The 20368-nt window shown below is 66.6% G+C and carries 14 protein-coding genes; 4 read left to right on the top strand and 10 right to left on the bottom strand.

Annotated features, from left to right (window positions below):
- Positions 1-32: 32 nt before the first annotated feature.
- The 5 genes from ACGFSB_RS30740 to ACGFSB_RS30720 all read right to left on the bottom strand — a co-directional run bounded on the left by ACGFSB_RS30740 (position 33) and on the right by ACGFSB_RS30720 (position 8702).
- Positions 33-1208, bottom strand: coding sequence for an ABC transporter ATP-binding protein (locus tag ACGFSB_RS30740; protein ID WP_393405991.1), 1176 nt, complete (start codon positions 1206-1208; stop codon positions 33-35).
- Entirely contained in the window at positions 1097-2050 is a 954-nt protein-coding gene (locus ACGFSB_RS30735) for an ABC transporter permease (RefSeq protein ID WP_393405989.1), read from the bottom strand. The genes ACGFSB_RS30740 and ACGFSB_RS30735 overlap by 112 nt, the downstream gene beginning before the upstream one ends.
- Positions 2047-3129 carry an ABC transporter permease gene (locus ACGFSB_RS30730; RefSeq protein WP_393405987.1) on the bottom strand — a complete coding sequence of 361 codons (1083 nt, stop codon included), beginning with the start codon at positions 3127-3129 and terminating at the stop codon, positions 2047-2049. Before ACGFSB_RS30730 ends, ACGFSB_RS30735 begins: the two co-directional genes overlap by 4 nt.
- Before the next feature lie 3 nt (positions 3130-3132).
- Positions 3133-5016 (bottom strand): ABC transporter substrate-binding protein, encoded by a 1884-nt coding sequence (locus ACGFSB_RS30725; protein WP_393405985.1) that lies wholly within the window; start codon positions 5014-5016, stop codon positions 3133-3135.
- Between the two features lie 473 nt (positions 5017-5489).
- Positions 5490-8702: an SCO5717 family growth-regulating ATPase gene (locus tag ACGFSB_RS30720; RefSeq protein ID WP_393405983.1), complete on the bottom strand. Its 3213-nt coding sequence runs from the start codon at positions 8700-8702 to the stop codon at positions 5490-5492.
- A 478-nt stretch (positions 8703-9180) separates the two neighbouring features.
- Here ACGFSB_RS30720 and ACGFSB_RS30715 point away from each other — a divergent pair, with 478 nt between their 5' ends.
- A complete protein-coding gene (locus ACGFSB_RS30715; RefSeq protein WP_393405981.1) occupies positions 9181-10686 on the top strand; it encodes a PQQ-binding-like beta-propeller repeat protein in 1506 nt (501 codons plus the stop codon).
- A gap of 133 nt (positions 10687-10819) precedes the next feature.
- On the opposite strand, the gene ACGFSB_RS30710 is transcribed toward ACGFSB_RS30715, so the two are convergent.
- Positions 10820-11593, bottom strand: a complete 774-nt coding sequence (locus ACGFSB_RS30710) for a hypothetical protein (RefSeq protein WP_393405979.1) — start codon at positions 11591-11593, stop codon at positions 10820-10822.
- A gap of 1 nt (position 11594) precedes the next feature.
- Positions 11595-12893 (bottom strand): type VII secretion protein EccE, encoded by a 1299-nt coding sequence (gene eccE, locus ACGFSB_RS30705; protein ID WP_393405977.1) that lies wholly within the window; start codon positions 12891-12893, stop codon positions 11595-11597.
- A gap of 189 nt (positions 12894-13082) precedes the next feature.
- Here eccE and eccB point away from each other — a divergent pair, with 189 nt between their 5' ends.
- From eccB to ACGFSB_RS30690, 3 genes are all read left to right on the top strand, one after another.
- Complete coding sequence (eccB, locus tag ACGFSB_RS30700; protein ID WP_393405975.1) at positions 13083-14615, top strand: type VII secretion protein EccB; 1533 nt, start codon at positions 13083-13085, stop codon at positions 14613-14615.
- Positions 14616-14634: 19 nt separating this feature from the next.
- Entirely contained in the window at positions 14635-15903 is a 1269-nt protein-coding gene (gene mycP, locus ACGFSB_RS30695) for a type VII secretion-associated serine protease mycosin (protein ID WP_393405973.1), read from the top strand.
- Positions 15904-16134: 231 nt separating this feature from the next.
- A complete protein-coding gene (locus ACGFSB_RS30690; RefSeq protein WP_393405971.1) occupies positions 16135-16770 on the top strand; it encodes a hypothetical protein in 636 nt (211 codons plus the stop codon).
- Between the two features lie 109 nt (positions 16771-16879).
- Here the strand turns inward: ACGFSB_RS30690 and ACGFSB_RS30685 are convergent, their stop codons facing one another.
- From ACGFSB_RS30685 to ACGFSB_RS30675, 3 genes are read right to left on the bottom strand one after another with little or no spacing between them, the layout of a single operon-like run.
- On the bottom strand, positions 16880-17515 hold the full coding sequence (locus ACGFSB_RS30685) for a hypothetical protein (RefSeq protein ID WP_393405969.1): 636 nt from the start codon (positions 17513-17515) through the stop codon (positions 16880-16882).
- A gap of 3 nt (positions 17516-17518) precedes the next feature.
- The gene (locus ACGFSB_RS30680; protein WP_393405967.1) at positions 17519-19798 is read right to left on the bottom strand and encodes a hypothetical protein; all 2280 of its coding nucleotides are present in this window, start codon (positions 19796-19798) and stop codon (positions 17519-17521) included.
- The gene (locus ACGFSB_RS30675) at positions 19798-20310 is read right to left on the bottom strand and encodes a hypothetical protein (RefSeq protein WP_393405965.1); all 513 of its coding nucleotides are present in this window, start codon (positions 20308-20310) and stop codon (positions 19798-19800) included. The genes ACGFSB_RS30680 and ACGFSB_RS30675 overlap by 1 nt, the downstream gene beginning before the upstream one ends.
- Between the last annotated feature and the right edge of the window lie 58 nt (positions 20311-20368).

Raw genomic sequence — 20368 nt, 5'->3', positions numbered from 1 at the left:
ACGTGATCTGTCGGGGCCCACGGCATCGGGCCTCACGGCGTCCGCTCCGCCGTAGCCGGCGCGGACGTCGGCTGCGCCGGAAGCGCTGCGCCCGCGTGCACGCACGCCGCGCGATGCCGGGGGCCCGCGTCCCGCAGCGTCTGGTCCTCTGTCGTACAGGAGTCGATGGCGACCGTGCAGCGCGGATGGAACGTGCAGCCCGTGGGGAGCGCGGACGGGTCCGGCGGGTCGCCGGGCAGGCCGCGCGGCGCGAAGCGGGACGCCGCGTCGCCGATGCGCGGGAAGGCCGCCGACAGGGCCTTGCCGTACGGGTGTTGAGCGTTCTCGTAGACCTCGGAGGCAGGGCCCTCCTCGACGACGCGGCCCGCGTACATCACCGCGAGCCGGTCGCAGGTGTCGGAGAGCACCGCGAGGTCATGGCTGATCATGATCAGACCCAGGTCCTGCTCGGCCACCAACTGCTCGATCAGGCGCAGGATCTGAGCCTGGATCATCACGTCGAGGGCGGTCGTCGGTTCGTCGGCGATGATCAGGCGTGGATCGCAGGCGAGCGCCATCGCGATCATCACGCGCTGCCGCTGCCCGCCCGACAGCTCGTGCGGATACGCCTGCGCGCGAGCGGCGGGAAGTCCCACCTGCTCGAGCAGCTCACCGACCTTCTTCTTCGCACCCGCCGCCGTCGCCTTCTTGTGCAGCAGGATCGGCTCGGCGATCTGGTCGCCGATGCGGTGCACGGCGTTGAGGGAGTGCATCGCGCCCTGGAAGACGATCGAAGCGCCCGCCCAGCGGACCGCGCGGACCTGCCCCCATTTCATGCTGAGGATGTCCTTGCCGTCGAGCAGGACCTCGCCGGTCACCTTCGTCCCCGCGGGCAGCAGCCGCAGCAGCGCGAGCGCCAGGGTCGACTTGCCGCACCCGGACTCGCCCGCGACGCCGAGCTTCTGGCCCGCGTCGACCGTGAGGTTCACGCCGCGCACCGCGGCCGCCCCGGTCGCGTACGTCACTTCGAGATTTCGTACGTCGAGGAGGCGCTGTTCCGCGGTCTTGTCCGTGCGATGTTCCGTCACTTCGGTCTCCGTCACCTTGCTCGAATCACTCAACGGGAGACCCCCAGCCTGGGGTTGAGCACGGACTCCACGGCGCGCCCGCACAGCGTGAACGCGAGTGCGACGACGGCGATGGCGAGTCCGGGCGGAGCGAGGTACCACCAGTCGCCCGCACTGACCGCGCCCGCCTCACGCGCGTCCTGGAGCAGTCCGCCCCAGGAGACGCCTGTGGGGTCGCCGAGGCCGAGGAACGCGAGCGTCGCCTCGGTGAGGATGGCGTTGGAGATGACGAGAGTGGTCTGGGCGAGGACGAGCGGCATGACGTTGGGCAGGACGTGCCGGGTCATGATGTGGCCGTGACCGCCGCCGAGTGCCTGCGCTCGCTCGATGTACGGGCGCGACTCCACGGCGAGGGTCTGGGCGCGGACCAGGCGCGCTGTCGTCGGCCAGGTCGTCACGCCGATCGCCAGGATGATCGTCCAGATCGATCCTGACATCACCGCTGCGAGCGCGATGGCGAGCACCAGCGTCGGCATCACGAGGAACCAGTCGGTGACGCGCATGATGACCGTGGAGTACCAGCCCTTGAAGTGCCCGGCGGTGATCCCCACGAGGGTGCCGATGGTCACCGAAAGGAAGGCGGCGAGCAGCCCGACGGTCAACGACATCCGTGCGCCGTACACCAGGAGGCCTAGCAGGTCGCGCCCGAACTGATCGGTGCCGAGGGGGAATTCGCCGCTCGGCGACTCCATGGGTTTGCCCGGAGCGTCGGTCACGTTCTGCGCGTCCGAGCCGACGAGGACCGGTGCGAAGACGGCGACCAGCGCGATCACGACGAGGGCCGCGAGCCCGAAGAGCCCGGCCCGGTGGGTGCGGTACGCGCGCCAGAAGCGGGCGGCCGAGTGCCGCCTGCGGGCCCAGGCGAGGGCTCGCGCGCTCTTCAGCTGGGCCGGCGGTGCGGATTCGGCCGGTGTGGATTCGGTCGGTGCGGATTCGGTCGTCATCGGCCCACCCGGGGATCGAGCAACGGATAGATCACGTCGGCCACCATGTTCATCAGGATCACCGCGGCGGAGAAGACGAAGAACAGGCCTTGGACGAGGGGCAGGTCGGGCACGCTGAGCGCCGCGTAGAACAGCCCGCCGAGCCCCGGCCAGGAGAAGACGGTCTCGACGAGGATCGCGCCCGCCACCACCGTGCCGAGGTTCACGAACATCAGCGTGACGGTGGGCAGCATGGCGTTCGGGACGGCATGACGACGACGTACGAGATCGTCCCGCAGCCCCTTGGCGCGGGCGGTCGTCAGATAGTCGCTCCCCATCTCGTCGAGGAGGGACGAGCGCATCACGAGGAGCGTCTGCGCGTATCCGACGGCGACGAGCGTGATGACGGGGAGCACCATGTGGTGCGCGACATCGAGGACGTACGCGATGCCGGTCTCGCCCCCCGATTCGAGCCCGCCGGTCGGGAAGAGCCCGGGAATCGGACCCACCCCCACCGAGAAGGTGATGATGAGGAGCAGCCCGAGCCAGAAGGACGGTACCGAGTAGAGGGTGAGCGCGAGGCCCGTGTGGACCCGGTCCCCGAGCCCGCCGTTGCGCCAGGCCGTGCGGGTGCCGAGCCAGATGCCGATAAGGGTGTAGAGGACGAACGCGGTGCCGGTGAGCAGGAGCGTCGCGGGCAGGGCGGTGGTGATCTTGTCCATCACCGGGGTGTGGAACTGGTAGGAGGTGCCGAAGTCGCCGGTCAGCGCGTTGCCGCAGTAGTCGAAGAACTGCGTCATGACCGGCTGGTCGAGGCCGAACTCCTTGCGCATCGAGTCCAGTTGCTCGGCGGACACGCGTTTTCCGCCCGTCATCTGCTTCACCGGGTCGCCCGGGATCAGCCGGAACAGGAAGAAGCTGGTGACGAGGACGGCGAACAGCGAGACGGCGGCGCCGCCCAGCTTGCCCGCCACGTACAGGAGATAGGCACGGGTGCCCGAGGCCCGGGGCCCGCGGGCCGACGGCCCGGCGACTGCCGGATCGTCGGTCGCCGCGGTGCCCTCGGTGTCGAGCAGTGCGGGATTGCTGTCAGCGGTCATGCGTTACTCGCGGTCCTCTGCGGTCGAACGGCGGCGCAGGGCGAACAGGACTCCACCGCCGACGAGCACCACCGCGGCGGCGGCGATACCGATGATGACACCGGTCGAGCTTCCATCCTTGGAGGAACTCTTCCCATCCGCGGGCTCCGCCGACCACCAGGACCAGTAACCGTCCTGGCCGTAGATGTTGCCCGCGGCGGTCGGCATGGTGGTGATGGACTTGATCTGGTCGGTGCGGTAGGCCTCGACGGCGTTCGGGTACGCGAGGACGTTCATGTACCCGGAGTCGTAGAGCCAGGACTGCATCTGCTTGACGGTCTCGGCGCGCTTGGCCGGGTCGTACTCGGCCAGCTGCTTGTTGTAGAGCTCGTCGTACTTCTTGTCGCAGATGAAGTTGTCCGTCGCGGCGCTCTCCTTGGCCTTCACCGGGAGCGCGTTGCAGGCGTGGATGCCGAGGACGAAGTCCGGGTCGGGGTTGACCGACCAGCCGTCGAAGGCGAGGTCGTACTCGCCCGCGTACCAGGGCACGGACACATCATCGAGGCAGTTGACCTTGAGTCCAATCCCAAGATCCCCCCACCACTCCTTCAGATACTTCCCGACCGCCTTGTCGTTCGGGTCGGTGGCGTGGCAGAGGATGCGGAAGTCGAGCGGCTTGCCGTCCTTGCCGACGCGCTTGCCGTCGCCGTTCTTCTTGTACCCCGCCTGGTCGAGGAGTTGGCCCGCCTTCTTGGGGTCGTACGACAGCTTCTGCTCGGCTGAGGGCTTCCAGGCGTAGTCGGAGAAGCGGGGCGGGATGTAGCCCGCGCCCTCTACGGCGTGACCTTGGAAGACCTTGTCGACCAGCGCCTCGCGGTCGACGGAGAGGAAGAGCGCCTGGCGGACCTTCTTGTCCAGGAGGGCAGGGTTGCCGTCACCGAACTTCTTGCGGTCGCGGGTCTGGGCGCCGGGATTGGTGGCAAGGGCGAAGAAGCGCCGTCCCGGCCCTTCGTTCACCTTGATGTTGTCCGTGCCCTTGAGCTCGGCGGCCTGCGCCGGGGTGAGGGCGGGCTGGCCGGCCACGAAGGAGACCTCGCCCTTCTTGAGCGCCGCGACGGCCGCGTCCTGGTCCTTGTACGTCTTGAAGACCAGCTCGTCGAACTTGGGCGCGCCGCGCCAGAAGTTCTTGTTGGCCTTCAGCTTCACGTACTGGTCGGTCTTGTAGTCGGTGAGGATGAAGGGGCCGTTGCCGACGATGGGGAAGGTCTTGTCGTTGTTGTACTTGCTGATGTCCCCGACCTTCTCCCAGATGTGCTTGGGAACGATCGGCACATCGAGAGCAGCCATGGTGGCCTGCGGCTTCTTCAGCTCGACGACCAGCTCGGTGGGGCTGGGAGCGGTCACCTTCTTGAAGTTGGCGACGAATCCGGAGTTGGCGGTGGCGGTGCCTTCCTTGGACATCAGCTTGTTGAACGTCCAGGCGGCGTCCTCGGCGGTCGCCTTCTTGCCGTCCGACCACTTGGAGTTGTCCCGGATGGTGTACGTCCAGGTCAGCTTGTCCGCGGAGGGCTTCCACTTGGTGGCGAAGCCCGGGATCGCGTGGTTGTCCTTGGCGTCGTAGTTCGTCAGGTACTCGTTCGTGAGGCGAAGGATGCTGGTGCTGAGCAGCCGCTGCGCGAGGAACGGGCTGAGCGAGTCGACGCTCTGCGCCACCGCCACGGTGAGCGTCTTCTTACCGTCCGCCTTGGCCTCGGCCTGCTGGGGCGCCGGATTGAGGGGAGAGGCGAGACCTGCCGTCAGGGCGAGGGCGCCGGCTCCGGCGGCCAGGAGGAGATGGAGACGGCGGCGTGGTGGAGCCTTCGTGGTGGGATGAGACCGTGTTCTGCCGTGCTGATCTTGTGTGTCCATGGGTCGGTGACCTCGCGTCATCGCTCGCACAGGGATGGCTAGTTGATCAAGTAACGCCAGCTGGTTGATGTGTGTGTCTACCAGCGCCAGTCTGCGCCAGTCAACGGCAGGTGAACCCCATGTGGCCTGCGGAAATAACGAGTTGACCCGGATTTCATCCGCATTGGTCAAGACCTGTGAAGCGTGGCTGGTCGGGGGGTGACGGTGGGGGGAGGGGCAGGTGGGGGAGTGTGGGGGCGGAGGCTGGGGTGGCCCGGCGGGGTGTCGGCCCACCCGCCCATGCTCTCTTCGCTGCTTGGTCAAGGCTGCGGGGCAATCGGACGGGTGGGTGGGAAAGTTTGTTCGTCAGCGAGGACTGCGGGGGCTGCGGGGACTGCGAGGACTGCGGGGGACTGCGATGACTGCGGGGCGCCTGGTCAACGAACTGGGCCCGCACCAGAAAGCGGTGCGGGCCCAGTCATGATCGACGGAGGCTACTGCTGAGGCGCGCCCGGCGGCTGATAAGGGGCGCCGGGCTGGTACGGCTGCCCAGGCGCAGGGGCCTGCGGAGCCGCCGAGTTCTGCCACCCCTGCGGAGCCCCCGGCTGCTGCGGATAGGGCTGCGCACCGGGCTGCGGCTGAGGTTGCGGTTGCTGCTGAGGCTGAGGCGCGTACGGCTGCTGCGGCGCTTGCCCGGGGTGGGGCGCTTGCCCGGAGTGGGGCGCCTGTCCGGGATAAGGCGCCTGTCCAGGCTGCGGGGCCTGCCCGGGATAGCCCCCCTGCCCCGGCAGGGGCGGAGCCACGACCGGCGGCGGATTCCCGTCGGAAGTCCAAAGCCCCTGCTGCTGCTGAGCCCGTACAAAGTCCTCCGCGACCATCGCGGAGAGATTGAAGTACGCCTCCCGAACCTTCGGCCGCATCATGTCGAGATCGACCTCGGCACCGGCGGCGAGATGTTCATCGAACGGAATGACGACAACACCCCGGCACCGCGTCTCGAAGTGCGACACGATGTCGTCAACCTTGATCATCTTCCCGGTCTCACGCACTCCCGAGATGACGGTGATGGAACGCGAGACAAGGTCGGCGTACCCATGCGCGGACAACCAGTCCAACGTCGTGGACGCACTGCTGGCCCCGTCCACGGACGGCGTCGAGATGATGATCAGCTGATCGGCGAGATCGAGAACACCCCGCATGGCGCTGTAGAGCAGCCCGGTACCGGAGTCGGTCAGGATGATCGGGTACTGCTTCCCCAGTACGTCGATGGCGCGCCGGTAGTCCTCGTCATTGAAGGTCGTGGAAACGGCCGGGTCGACGTCATTGGCGATGATCTCGAGCCCGGACGCGGCCTGCGAGGTGAAGCGCCGGATGTCCATGTATGAGTTGAGGTGCGGGATCGCCTGGACGAGGTCACGGATGGTGGCCCCGGTCTCGCGCCGCACGCGGCGCCCGAGCGTGCCCGCGTCGGGGTTGGCGTCGATCGCGAGGATCTTGTCCTGTCGCTCGGTGGCGAGCGTGGACCCGAGCGCGGTGGTGGTCGTGGTCTTACCGACACCACCCTTCAGGCTGATGACGGCGATGCGATAGCAGGAAAGGACCGGAGTCCGGATCAGCTCCAACTTCCGCTGCCGCTCGGCCTCTTCCTTCTTGCCGCCGAGCTTGAACCGCGAACCACCGGCCGCGGGCCGACTGCTCTTGGCCTTCGGCTTGTTGTTGCGGAGAAGGCGATCGGAGGAGAGCTCGACGGCGGCGGTGTAGCCGATCGGCGCCCCGGGGTTGGTCCGCTCGCGCTGATCGTGCTGCACGGTCTGCGGCCAGGCGGCGCCGGTGCGGGGGTCGATGGGCGGCTGAGGCTGCGCCTGCGGCTGGGGCTGCTGAGCCGGAAGCGGCTGCTGCGGCTGCGGCTGAGGCTGTACGGGGGCAGGGGGCTGGGGCATTGCCTGCGGTACGGGCAGGTTCGGGTTGGCCTGCGCCAGTGCCGGGGGTGCGGGCTGGGGCTGCTGGGCTGGCGGCGCGGGCGGCTGCGGGAACCCGTAACTGCCCTGCGGGGGAGGGGAGTTGGGATTGACCGGGGCGGGAGGGCTCTGCTGCGGGAATCCATAACCGGCAGGCGGGACGGGAGCTTGGGGGGCCGGAGCCGGGGCCGGGGCCGGAGCCGGGGCCGGTGCAGGCGCACCGGCCTGCGGGAAGCCGTACCCGGTCGGCGGGACAGGAGCGGCGCCCTGCTGCGGGAATCCATAACCGGCAGGCGGAACAGGCGCTTGGGGAGCCGGAGTCGGAGCCGGAGCCGGAGTCGGGGCGGGCGCGGGCGCAGGCGTCACGGGAGTCGGAGCGGGTGCACCGGCCTGCGGGAAGCCGTACCCAGTCGGCGGGACAGGAGCATCGGCGACCGGCGCGGGCGCGACCGGCGAAGGAGCCACCGGCCCGGTAGGCGAGGGCCACGCCGGAGGCGCGGGCAGAGGAGCCTGCGGCTGAACGGGCGCAGGGGCAGGGGCAGGGGCAGGAGCGGGAGCAGGCGCGGGCTCAGCCTGCTGCGGCACCGGCGCCTGCTGCTGCACGGGCTCGGGCCACTGCGGCGCGGACGTGGGCGCGGCGGGCTGGAAGGCGGGCGGCAGCGGCGGAAGCCCACCGTGCGGCGCGGGCGGCGGAGTCCAAGAGGGCGGCACGGAGTCCTGTACCTCATCGACAGGCGAGGAGGGCACGGCGTCCTGAGGAACGGCATCGCTGATGTCGTCGACGACATCAGAGCCGTCCACCTCATCGGCTTCATCGGCTTCATCAGCCTCTACCTCATCCGCAGCCACAGCGTCGTCATCATCCGAATCCGAATCATCGGAGTCATCCGAGACAGGCGCTTCGAGGTCGACGTCGAGATCGGGGGCACGGTCGCCAAGTTCGGCTACAGGCTCGACGGAAGCGGAAGGCGAATCGCCACGGTCGTCAGCATCGACCTCACCGGCCTCATCGGCGGCCCCAGCAGACTCCTCGGAACCAGACTCCACGGAACCGACCTCGTCCGACTCATCCGCATCCGAGGCCTCCGAAGAGCCAAGGTCATCCCCTGCGCCATCCCCTGCGCCAACCCCTGAGTCATCCGCCTTCTCGGCATCAGCCCCCTCAGCAGCGGCCCGCTCCGCAATCTCTCGCTTGAGCGAGGCAGAGGAGAACCGCATGGTGGCGCCACTCTCCAGGTCGCCACCCCCAAGGCTCTCAACCTCAGCCGCAGGCTCAACCTCAGGCTTAGGAACCACCCCGGTCACATGCACAGAGGAGGCCACACCGGCAACGGCACCACTCCAGTCGGCAGCACCCCCCGAAGGCGTCTCCCCCTCAGGAGCAGCCGGCTCCGGAGAAGGCTGAAACCCGCTCCCCACAGGCAGCTTCGGCACAGCGGCAGGCGGCCCGACCGGCGGAACCGGAGGCTCAGGGGCTACGGGGGGAGCGGAGGGCGCCGAAGCAGCCGCAGTCGGAGCAGCCGGAGTCGGCTCAGCAGAGGCCGCAGGCGCACCCGCACCCGCATCCGTAGGCGACGCCGAAGGCGAAGGCGTCTCCCCCGCGCTGCCGGACGCATTCTGCGTATACCAGGCAGGCGGGGCGTAGTCGATGGTGAACTCGCCCGTCGTCTCGGCAGCGGACTCCGCGTCGGACTGATCATCGACGGGTGAGTCCCAGCCCCCGCGGATCTCGTCCCGATCGCTGTTCACAATGCCTCCTGGTGTGGTCGAGCACCCTCGTGCCGTGGTGGGGGGCGACCGTTCCTGTCGTCCGATCCGCCTTGGCTCTCCCCGTTGGTGACGCGAACGACCCACTCGTGGGTTCTGGCGTCGCGCCCTGTCCCAGCCTAATCACCAAAACCACCAGCACGGCAGGGCAGGCCACCCCACGAACACTGTCCTTTCCGTCACGCCCCGCTCCGTAGCTCCGCACACCGTCGAAACAGCAGGGGCAAACCACGCAACAAGCGACAACATGGCGCAAATTCGAGAGGCGAGCGCAAGTCCGTCCTCTCGGGCCTCTCGGGCCTCTCGGGCAGAATCCCCACCCGCCACACGCACGTGATCACCCGCCCTGCATAGTGGGTCCGATTTCGACGAAGAGCTTCGACAAAAAGCTTCGACAAAAAGCAGTGGGTGGCGGACTCGCGCCCCGAGACCCGCGTCGGTGCAGAAAGGACCTCACGAAGTGAGCTTCGGCCCGCCTCCCTCCTCGTACACGCAGTCCACGCTGGTGGCAGACAGCACACAAAGGAATCGCCGCCGCAGGAAGCTGCTCGGTGTTGTCTTCGTCGTCGTGGTCGCGGTGCTGTGCGCGGGTGGCGGCTTTCTCTGGTTCGGGGGCGACGACCCCGCGGGCGGCGACAACAAGTCGACGTCGGCCACCGTCCCGCAAGGGCGGCTGGACGTCAGGCAGACGGTCGAGAAGCGCCCGGCGAACACCTCGGGAAGCATGGCCTTCCGGTTTTCCGCCGATGACATGGGGCCCGGCGAGGAGTACACGACGCCGGGCACCTGGGCCACGGACAAGATCCTCGCCAAGGGCATCAACAGAACGCTGGTGGGATTCAAGATCGGCAAGGACGCGGCGGCGGGCGACGAGACCTGGAGCATCAGGCTCGCGGGCCCGATCTGCGGAGTGACGCGCCACGTGACCGTGCAGGGCCGCACCGCTGTCCTCCACCGGTCGGGGGAGGACGAGGAGTCGCCGTGCGACCACGTGTCTTTCGTCGACCTGAACACGGGCGACAAGCTCTGGGACAAGAGCTTCCCCACCTCCGACACGGTCTTCGGGCAGGACCCCACGAGCGTGACCCTGACGCACGGCACGGTCGCCGTTACCTGGGGCGACGGTTCGGCGGCGTACGACATGGACAAGGGGAGCCGTCTCTGGAAGAAGAGCCGTGTCTCCGACTGCAAGCACATGGGCCTTGCGGGCGATCGAGGCCTGCTCATGCTGCTCTCCTGTGTCCACCCCAAGGACACGACGTACCAGGTACGGAAGCTGGACCCGCGTACCGGCGACGCGAAGTGGACGTACCAGGTCGCTGACGGCGTCAAGGGCGTCAACCTGCTCTCCGCCGAGCCCGCGGTCATCGCGCCCGCGGCGGGCGACGTCGAGGTCACGCACCTGATCTCCCTCAACGACCGCGGAAAGCAGCGCGCCACCGTCCGGCTGGAAGGCGGCCACTACGTCGTCAACTGCGAGGACCCACTGGACTTCGGCGCGGTCGACAACTGCCCCTCGACTGTCGTCAGCGGCGACCAGGTCTTCGTCACGAGCCGCGAGGACCCGCACGGCGACATGGTCAACAACGCGAACCGGATCGTGTCGTTCGATCTCAAGACCGGCAAGACGGTCCTGAAGTTCGAGTCGGGGCGCAACCAGCTGCTCTACCCCCTGCGGATGAGCGGCGACCAACTCCTCGCGCTCCGCGACAGCACCGACCACATCACGCCCTCGGCACTGGTGAGCCTGAACCCGAAGACCGGCAAGGAAACCCCGTACTTCTACTACAGCCTGCCCATCGAGGGCTGGACACTCACCGCCCCGGACTCGAACGACATCGTCGTCCAGAACGGCCGCCTCTTCTTCGGCGCCCCACGGGCGATGGGCCCGACCGGGGGCAAGAAGAAGGAGTGGGTCTGGCTGACGATCGGAATCGAGAGCGCGAAGCAGGGGCGCGCGAGCTAATTCCTGGGCGGTAACTCCAGGGCGGTATCTCTCCGAGGCAACTCCCGAGCGGACCGGCCCGCATCATCCGCCGGTCCGCCAGGCTCCTCCCTCGGCCACCGCAGATCAGTCCATGCAGATCCGCCCATGCGGATCAGTCCATCCGCCGCGCGGTACCCAGCAGTCCGTTCTCGGCATCGGTGGCCTGCGTCATCACGTACTGCCGGTCACGATCGCCGCACCAGAGTGTCACCCCGTCCGTGAGAGTCGGCAGGGCCTCGACGTCACCGCTGGGCAGTGCCAGGGACCGCCCGATCTGAGTCGCCTCATCCGGCGACACCCGCTGTACCCCCACGAGCCGGGCCTGCCGGATCAGCCGTGGTGCCACCGGGCTCAAGTACGGCAGCACGGTCAGCACCGACTGCCAAGGGCCGGACACGACCCGCCCGCGCGGAGGCCGCATCCCGCAGTCCCGCACCACAAGCACCGGACTCCCGGCTGACGCGCCCATCGGCGGCACCCGCCCCACGTCATGCACCGACATCCCACTCGGCCCGACACCAAGCGCCCGCACCAGCTGACCCCAGGCCTCCGCCCGCCCGGTCTCCACGGCCACCCGGGCTCCCGTCGCGGCGGCCCGCAACGCGATGACCTGGGCCGTCCACAGCCCGCCGATCAGCAGCACGTCGTACGGAGTAGGCCGATTGACCCCGAGGACGGCGGGCTGCCCCTGCCCGTCCACGCCGATCACGACGCCGTCGTCACCGATGGGCAACGCGAGCGCGTCCACCTGCTCGGCGGAAATCGTATGGCGGCCGTGCCGCGGCCCGAGCAGCCCGAACCCACTGCGCACCGCCGCACGGAACCCACGGCCCGGAGCGGACGGCACGGCGGGAGCCGCGGGAGCCGCGGTGGTCGTGACGGCCATATCAGCGGGTACCTCCGAGCGGAAGAGTGGCGAGCATTCCCGGCAGCTGCTCACGATCGAGCCGCACCAGTCCGGTTCCCGCCTGCCGGGCTCCCTGCTCCAACGCACGCCGAGCAGCGACAAGTTCGGCATCACTGCGCCCGGTCACGCGCACATGCCCGCACAGAGAGACCTCCTGCCGCTCGCCGCGCCGCAGGGTGAGGCTGAACGTCGTGGCCAGCGTCGGGAGGGCGGTGAGCGATGCGACGAGCTGAGGCAGCGACGGACCACCCGCGTTCCCCAACTGCGGCCAGCGCCGCACCCAGTAGGTCGTGTGCCGACGGTTGTCGCAGCGCCACGCGCGCGCGGACTCCTCAGTCCTGCGCTCCGGCAGTTCGGCCCGCCCGGCCTGCGCCGTGACGAGCGGATTGGCACACGCCGAGGTGGCGATGGCGGCGGCCAACTGCTCCTCGGTCAGCGCAGTAGCCCGAAACCCGGCCCCGGTCAGCCGACTGGCCAGCTGATCCATGGCCCGCACCACGCACTTCTGAGCCCCCACAAGCCCACCCCCACGCGCCGCCACCGCCTCGGGGCAGAGCTCAGGATCAAGCTTCAGGGCAACCCAGGTAATCCGTACGGCTGGTGCTCCGGTCTGGGCCTGAAGGGGCGCGTAGTTGCTGACAGCCACGGACTGCTGCGGCAGATGCAGCGCGGGCGCAGGCTGGGTGTGCTGCACGATCTGCGCCGACTCGAGCCGAATCCCGTCCACCTCCAAGGCGTCTCGTACGAGCCCAACCGGCAGTGGCTGCCGCCCGCGCTCGGCCCGCAAGGCGGTGGCATCCGACTCGATCTGGAGCACGGCGGTCACGAACGTCCCGTCCCCGACCATCCCGACCTGCCGCCGATCCCGGTCTCCGTAGGCGTACGTACGGAGGGCGGGGTCGCATTCGACGGCCGGGGCGAACGCAGGCTCCGTACCCGGCGGTATCGGCGTACTCATGGCTCGGCGCTTGCGTGCCCGCAACGCCTTCGCGGTGCCGAACCATTCGTGCCATGCGTGGCCACGACGGCGTACGACGGCAAGCAGCACCAGCACAGCGGCGACGACGGCGGTCGGCACGACGGCCAGCGGATCCACCACCCACGCGGCCAGCAGAAGGGCCGCCGCGACCTCGATCAGCACCAGTCGTTGCAAGCGGGACGATCCGAACTGCGCGGAACGCGCCCGCAGATGGAACACGACAGCCCCACGGGTCGACGACGCGCCGGCCCCAACGGCCCCTGCCTGCCCCTGAGCTCCGGTCCGAGCTGCGGAAGCCATCAGCCCACCCACCCCCCCGTAAATCTCCCGAATCACCTTGCTGGGAACGGAACATGCACCCCAGAAATACCTGGGAACCTTACCCACCCCACACGCGCGATTACTCAACAGGCATAGTAGGGGCCGGGTCTGACAACGGAGGGTGGGGGTCACTTGCCCCCGGCGCTGCACGGGGAGAAGCAGACACTCATGGCATCACGGCGGGACGAACTCAACGCCTACACCTTCGCGAAGCGCCGCACGCTGGCGTCCTTCATCCAGCCGTCGCCTTCGGGTTCGGAGGAAGGCGCACCGCGCCCGCTGCGAGGCATCGTCCCCGGCATCATCGTCGGAGTGATCGTCCTGGCTGTCTTCGGCGCATGGGGCATGTTCAAACCGGCGGCCAAGCCCGGCTGGGACGAGCCGAAGCAACACGTGATCATCGCGAGCAAGTCCACGACCCGATACGTCGTCCTGGAGACGAAGGGCAAGCCCCAGCTCCACCCGGTACTCAACATGGCCTCGGCGAAGCTCCTCCTGGACGCCGACAAGGGCGATGTCATCAACGTCGACGAATCGGTCCTCGACAAGGGCAAGATCCGCCACGGCGCCACCATCGGCATTCCGTACGCACCCGACCGCCTGCCCTCCGAGTCCGAGGCGGGCGCCGTCAAGCGCTGGGCGGTGTGCGAGCGTCCGGGCGAGGGTGGCAGGGCCATCCAGAAGGCCGCATTCATCCTGGCGGAGCGCGACCAGAACAAGACCGAGGGGCGCGAACGGCTGCGCGGCGGCGAACTGTTGTACGTAGTCGGCCCCGACAAGGTCCGCTACGTCGTCGATGCGCGGGGAACCGCGTACCGAATCGCGGAGAAGAACAAACTCAACGTCCTCCTGCGCACCATTGTGGGCCTCGGCCGTGAACCGCAGCGGGTCTCCAAGGAGTGGCTCGAAACGCTGCACTACGGAGACCCGATCACCTTCCCGAAGGTGGAGGGCGTCCCCGGAGCTGCCGCCAACGTGCCGAGCCTCCAGGACCGGGAGGCGAACCAGGTCGGCATGGTCCTCCATGCATCCGACGGAGCTGAGAAGCAGCACTACGTAGTCGAGCCCGGACGGATCACCCCGGTCTCCGACTTCACCGCGAAACTGCTCCTGGCCAGCCCTGACCTTGTCAAGGTGGGCCAGGACGGCCACGCCCGCGACCTGAGCACCGGCGCCTTCACACCGGACCCCGAGAAGGCCGACGCGCAGCGCAGATGGCCGAGCGAGGCGCCGAAGGCGGCCAACGAAGCCTCCGACGAGGCAGGGAGCCGCAACACCATCTGCAACGTCCTGCGCAAGGTAAACGGCGACAACGGCCACACCACACTCAGCACATGGGCGGGAACGGACTTCCCCGCCCCGCTCCCCACCGGCTCGTCCAGCGCGTACGTCACGGCCGGATCGGGCCTGCTCTACCGGCAGTTCACCGGGTCACAGACCAAGACGGGCGGCATCTTCCTGGCCACGGACACAGGCCTGCGCTACGCGATGCAGTCCAACAGCGACAGCGCGACGGACGACGCGGGCATCGGCACTTCGGCCAAGGAGCGCAAGCAGCAACAGCAGGAGGCGCAACAGGCGCAGACCCGCCTGGGCTACGCGAATACGGACGTGACTCCAGTCCCGGCCCCCTGGTCAAAGTTCCTCCCTACGGGCCCACGCCTCTCGACATCGGCGGCACGCCAGCCGCAGGGCTCCTAGGCGTAGGGGGGGGCGGACGATGACGTACGCACAGCGCTGGTCGCACGCTGCAGCAGCCACGGCAGCGACCCTGACGGCGGTGATCGCGACGACAACGCTGCTCTCCGCATCCACCGCGACGGGGGCTTCCGGAGACCAGTGCACGTTCGGTGACAAGAAGTACGAGGGCCGCCCCTGGTCCCTGCAGCGAGTCCTCCTGGACGAGCTGTGGCGCCAGTCCACAGGGAAGGGCGTACGGGTAGCGGTGATCGACACAGGCGTGGACGTCAAGAACCCACAACTCAAGAGCGCGGTGGACGTGTCGCGAGGCCGCAATCTCCTCCGCAAGAACCTCAAGGACGACAACGGCGACAAGATCAAGCGCGGCAAGGAGAACGGCACGACGGACACCGTCGGCCACGGCACGCGCGTGGCGGGCATCATCGCGGCCCGCCCGGCCAAGGGCACCGGTTTCGTCGGCCTGGCCCCCGACGCGACGCTGATCCCCATCCAGCAGAACGACGCGGAGGGCCACGGCACCGCGGAGACTCTCGCGGCGGCAATCAACTACGCGGTCGCGGCGGACGCGGACGTCATCAACATCTCCCAGGACACGGCCAACGCGGTAAAGCCGACCCCGATCCTGAAACAGGCAGTGGACAAGGCCCTCAGCCACGAAAAGGTGATCGTGGCTTCCGCCGGCAACGACGGCGTGGGCGGCAACGTCAAACCGACCTACCCGGCCTCCTACGAGGGCGTATTGGCGGTGGCGGCATCGGACCGCAACAACGAACGGGCCCCGTTCTCCCAGTCAGGCAAGTGGGTGGGTGTGGCAGCCCCCGGCGTAGACATGATCTCCACAGTGCCCCTGGGCGGCCACTGCTCGGACAACGGCACAAGCTTCTCGGCGCCGTACGTCGCGGGGGTGGCGGCCCTGATCAAGTCCAAGCACCCCGGCTGGACGTCCCGCCAGATCACCGCCCAGATCAAACAAACAGCAGAACGCTCGGTAGCGGGCCACGACCGCCTGGTCGGCTGGGGAGTGGTGGACCCGGTCCGAGCCTTGACGGAAGACGACCACCCGATCGAGACCCCCCACGCCCGCGAGGGCGTCACTCGCGCGGAGGCCCCAACTCCCGCGAAGCTCCAACTTGATGAGACGGCGGAGGAGCGAACGGCTCGGATTGCTACGTACGTGGCTGTGGGGGCGGGGGTTGTGGTGGCGGGGCTTGGTGGGGTGGGGGTGGCTGTGCGGGATAGGCGTGCGCGGGGCCGCAGTCGTGGCCGTGTCCGTGGGGAAGACAGCTGACGGAGACCTGATGGTCCCTCATCGGCGTCTGGCTCAAGGGCAGCTTGGGTTCGTCGGACCGCCTGCCGTGTGACCCGGCGCTGCGAGGCCACCCTGTCAGCGACGTCGAACTCATAGCTGCCAGTGGCTATCGGCGGTTGCCGTATAGCCCCTGATTTGCTGAGTGTTCCAGAGCTCTCCTGGGTACGGCTACTCATGCGTCACCGAATGTCGATGCCTACCGTCACATGCATGTTCAAGGTTCGTGTATCCAGAGCCCGGACCTCCGGGCGATGCGTTCTGTATGCCATCACAGGGCTCGCAATGATGGCGCTGCTAGTCGCTGCCGTGGTGCTGGGGAACGTCGTGTGGAACGGTACGCCGTATCCTCCGGCCAGCCCGGACGCGGTCGCGCAACGGCTTAAGGCGCGGTCCGACGAGGTGCACGACGGCTTCGCGCTGCCCGAAAAGTATGCCGCGGACTCGGGCAGGATCGATACGGGCGCCTGCTACTACCGCGGGTTGAGGGGCATCGCTCACATTGACGAGGCACGAAGCGACGTCCGCAGCTTCGGCCTTGATTGGAGCGTGCCCGACGTTCCCGAAGCCACCGCCCGAGGGGCACAACGGCGCGTGCGCCAGCAGCTGGTGCAGAAAGGTTGGAAACTCACCCACGAAGGCGACCGTACAGGCGCAACCTTCCGTGAACTGGGCTTCCGATTCGAGAACCCGGAAGGCGGCGACCATGTCGACGTGCAGTGGAACGAATTGACCAAGACTCTGTTCATCAGGGTCTACGCCCCCTGTTTGCAGGTTCCCGACCAGTTCGTGGAGCACGGCTGGTCTGAAGCGGACTGGCACCCGAAGGAGCAATCCGCTGATCTTTGAAGGGATGCCCCCCTCAGGATTGGAATCGATTCGCCTCTCGTCTGGATTTACTGGCCCATCGGCTGACTTCATCCCCATCCTGGATTGGCCCTCAATTGATCAGACCCGCTCAAGAAGCGACGGGGAGTTTCGCTGGGAGTTCGCATCGTGCCTTCTGCTGGGAGAATTTGGCTGTACCGATTGCCAAATCGATCAAGCTCTCGCGTGCTTCCCTCTGGTCGGATTCTCCAATTTCCTTCAACTTGACAATCACGCTGAGGCTGTAACTCCCGCCTGGAATTTGACCAGCTGGCGTGCACGGGACGAGTACAGCGGCCATTCGACCTGAAGCTACGCCCCCTGCCCCGGCCGTGAAAGGCTTGAGGTCTTGAGCATTTCGTGTTTCACTCAGGACTTCATCTTCGACCCAGTCCTTCGAAGGCTCGGCGAGCATCATTTCCGTCCGAGCGCTAAGGATAATCTTGTCCTCGGCGCTCACGAAACAGGCTGATGTGTAGCTGCTGTCGTCATCGCCCACTCGTGTCCCGGGCGTTTCTTCGAAGGAGTAGCTGGCCTCAGACGGAAGCACCTGCCGGAGTGCCGGAACCGCCGAACGCCCCATGGACTCGCATACATCTCTGGACTCGATGGTGTCTGACTTCTGCTCAAAGGGCGGCAGATTGAGCAGATAGGCCGTAGCCCCGATCAGTGCGACTCCGGCGAGCGACGCAATAGCGGCAATGAATCTCTTCCGTGCTGCGAGCATGTATCAACTTGGCCTTTCCAGCTGGCGCGGGACGCCCTGACCGTCAAATGCGTCTGCGACATTGGTCTTGGCGTTGTTGAATCCTGATTCCGCCGCAGTTGCCGCAGCTGAGATGATATGCGTCGAATGCGTTCCTGCGCTATCTCCAGCTTTTTGGGCGGCCTTTTCGACAAGCTGATATGTGGATTCTTTGGTCCCTTCCATTTCTTGACCATTGCGGTAAATTACATTACCGGCGTCGTCCTTCATGGAACCCTCGGTGATGGCTTCAATGATTTCGTTGGCAGCCGTGCCGCCTACACCCCCGACCACGATCCCACCTGGTCCAAGCATGGGAGCAGTACCTAGACCGATTCCGATCCCTACAGCGGTTCCTCCCCAGGTGCTTGCATGCTTCAACGCAGTGTTATAGGCATCGTCCTTTGCTCCACCCTCCTGTTCTCCCTCGTACGTGCGGCCTGCGCCGATGGTGCCTTCAACCTCTCCGGCGACCCTTGCGATGTCTTCGATCCCCTTCTTGAGATTATCGTTCTGGGAAAACGAGGAATCGTTGATATATGCCTCAGGATTCCGGAAGTGATATTCCATCAGAGATGTCGTGTAGCTGTGCTGGCCCAGGTTTACAGCGGCATATCCTTCTGGGTTTCGCCCCACGGTGTAGAGGAACCGAGTGGCGTCGTGTTCGCCGAGATTAGCTGCAGATCCCGCGATCGGGAAAAGTTGGTCTTCGTTCACCCTGCCTGGATGCATCCCTCTGTGAATATCTGGCATGTACTCAGCTGCAATTTGCCCCATGCTGTCAGACATGTAGCTGTGTTCGGTAAGGTATTCAGGATTCTTGGAGATTGACTTGATGAGATCTTCCGTCAGCTTGGTCTGCTGGGCATTGTGGGCAGGCGTCTCCTTTGTCGGCATTTCTCCACCTGGATGTCCTGTGGTCGCTGCCTCGAGTGCCAAAGCCAGGTTGTTTCGTCCGGTGTCGCTGGGCTCACCCTCGGAGTCGGATTCGCTGGGCCAATCTCGTTCCTCGAACAGGTACTGAAAATTGGACTTGTTCTGCCCATTGAAGGGGTTATCTTCATCGTTCTTCGAAATGAACCGGTCGTTGAAAAAGTTCGTCGCTGCGTCAGGGCTATTCGAAAGGCCCTTCATGAACCCGGTCACCGGGTCCCATCCGGAGTCGCTTCCCGTGCGGTTGAGGTAAGGGTCGGAGGACGTTCGCTGCCATGCTCTGCCTTCGCCGTTTCCTGTGAACTTCTTCTCGGTCTCCATCAGTTGCGTGCCGTAGCTGTGAAGGAACTGGTCGTCGTAGTTGCCCCACCGCATCAGGTTGCTCATGACTTGGAATCCGAGGGGGCCGCCGCTTCCCCGCACAGGTTGATTACCGAGGTCAACCACCCTGTTTGTCCATTCCGTCATGCCAAGCGCATCGCTCTGGGTAGCGGTGGAAAGGGTTAGGCTGAGGTTCTTCTGGAGGTCGTCGAACTTTTCATGTCTCGCCTGGTTCAACTCCGGGTTTGCGTCTGGGGTATTGATGCCGACCCAGAACTCCAGCGTCCCCTTTGCCCCAAGATTGGTGGCGAATCGCTGTGAGAACAGCTCGTCGTCCGCGAACCTCTTGAGGCCGGAGTTCAACCTGTCGAATTCAGCCGTGCTGAGATCTTCCGGGTCCTTCTTGGCCAGCTTGGAGAGCTCATCTGCGTTCTTGATGGCGTCGGCTGCTTCATCCCTGTCGCTGTAGTCCACCCCGGAAAAGCCGACCGTGCTCTGATCTGCGATGGCCCGCAGGACTGTACTGGCTGTGCTGTCGCTCTCGGTGGCCTTGTTCAAGAGCTCCTGGATCTCGTCACGCAAAGCCGTGACGTCGGCCCCGCTCGTCTCAGAGGCCGCCGCCCCCTTCGCAACGCCGTCGGTGTGGCTGTCCTTCCTGACAGTGAATCCACTGCCGGACGAGGTGACCTTCAGGTTCTTGTCCTGGCCATTCTTGATGGCTGTCTTCAGCTTGCTTTGATAGTCCTTGAGCTCATCTCGAGTGTCTCTGAGGATGTCGCGGATGGACCTTGCCTGAAGGTGGGCGTCGCTGAACTCATCGGCAGTCTTGCCGATGAACTCCTTGGAAACTGTGGCGTTCACCCCAGCCCAGCTGGCCTTGTTGGCTGCGGTCGTCAGCCCCTTATGGGCCGACTCCTCCATCCGGTCGAGGTTGTCGACCATCGTCGTCCAGTCAGTGATGGCGTCGTCGAGCAGTGAGAAGTTGGCGGAACGAAGTGCTTCGAGATCCATCAGTCGCCCTTCTTCTTGCTTGGCTCTCCATACACCGGGTTCGGCTTACCGGGCTCCCCGACTCGATCGTTGAATCCTGCATCGAGAGCATCGATGCTGCTCATCTGGCGGTAGATGTAGTCCTCGTCGCCGGCATGCAACTTCTTAGTGACCCGCATGTGGTTGGAGATGTGCCCGCAGGCGTCTCGCAGAGACTTGAGTTGTTCATCCCATCGGGTGGATACCTGCTGCAGGGCTCCGCCTAGTGCGAAGCCCTGCGTCGCCAGGTTGCCTGCGGCTTTGTCGGTGGTCGGCACTGCCGATCGCCCCTCTTCCCAGAGGCGCACGAACAGGTCGTGTGCGTGCTCACCGATCTTCGCCAGCCCGGCTTCGCTGACCTGCAGGTCGCCGTAGGAGCTGGGCTCTGCGGTGGGACCGCCACCCATCCCGGGATCGGTCTGGTTCAGTTGCATGTGCGTTGGCTGGCCCTCCGCCGCCTGAGACTTCAGCTGTTCCCACTCATCCCACGCCATGGGCACATCCTTCCCCCGTGAGCCCGGCCACCCCCGACGGATGGCACCGCTCCGGCTC

It is taken from the genome of Streptomyces sp. NPDC048441 (assembly GCF_043200235.1).
GTDB lineage: Bacteria > Actinomycetota > Actinomycetes > Streptomycetales > Streptomycetaceae > Streptomyces.
Note: the sequence above shows the minus strand (reverse complement) of the source record. Positions and strands in the feature narration are given on the sequence as shown.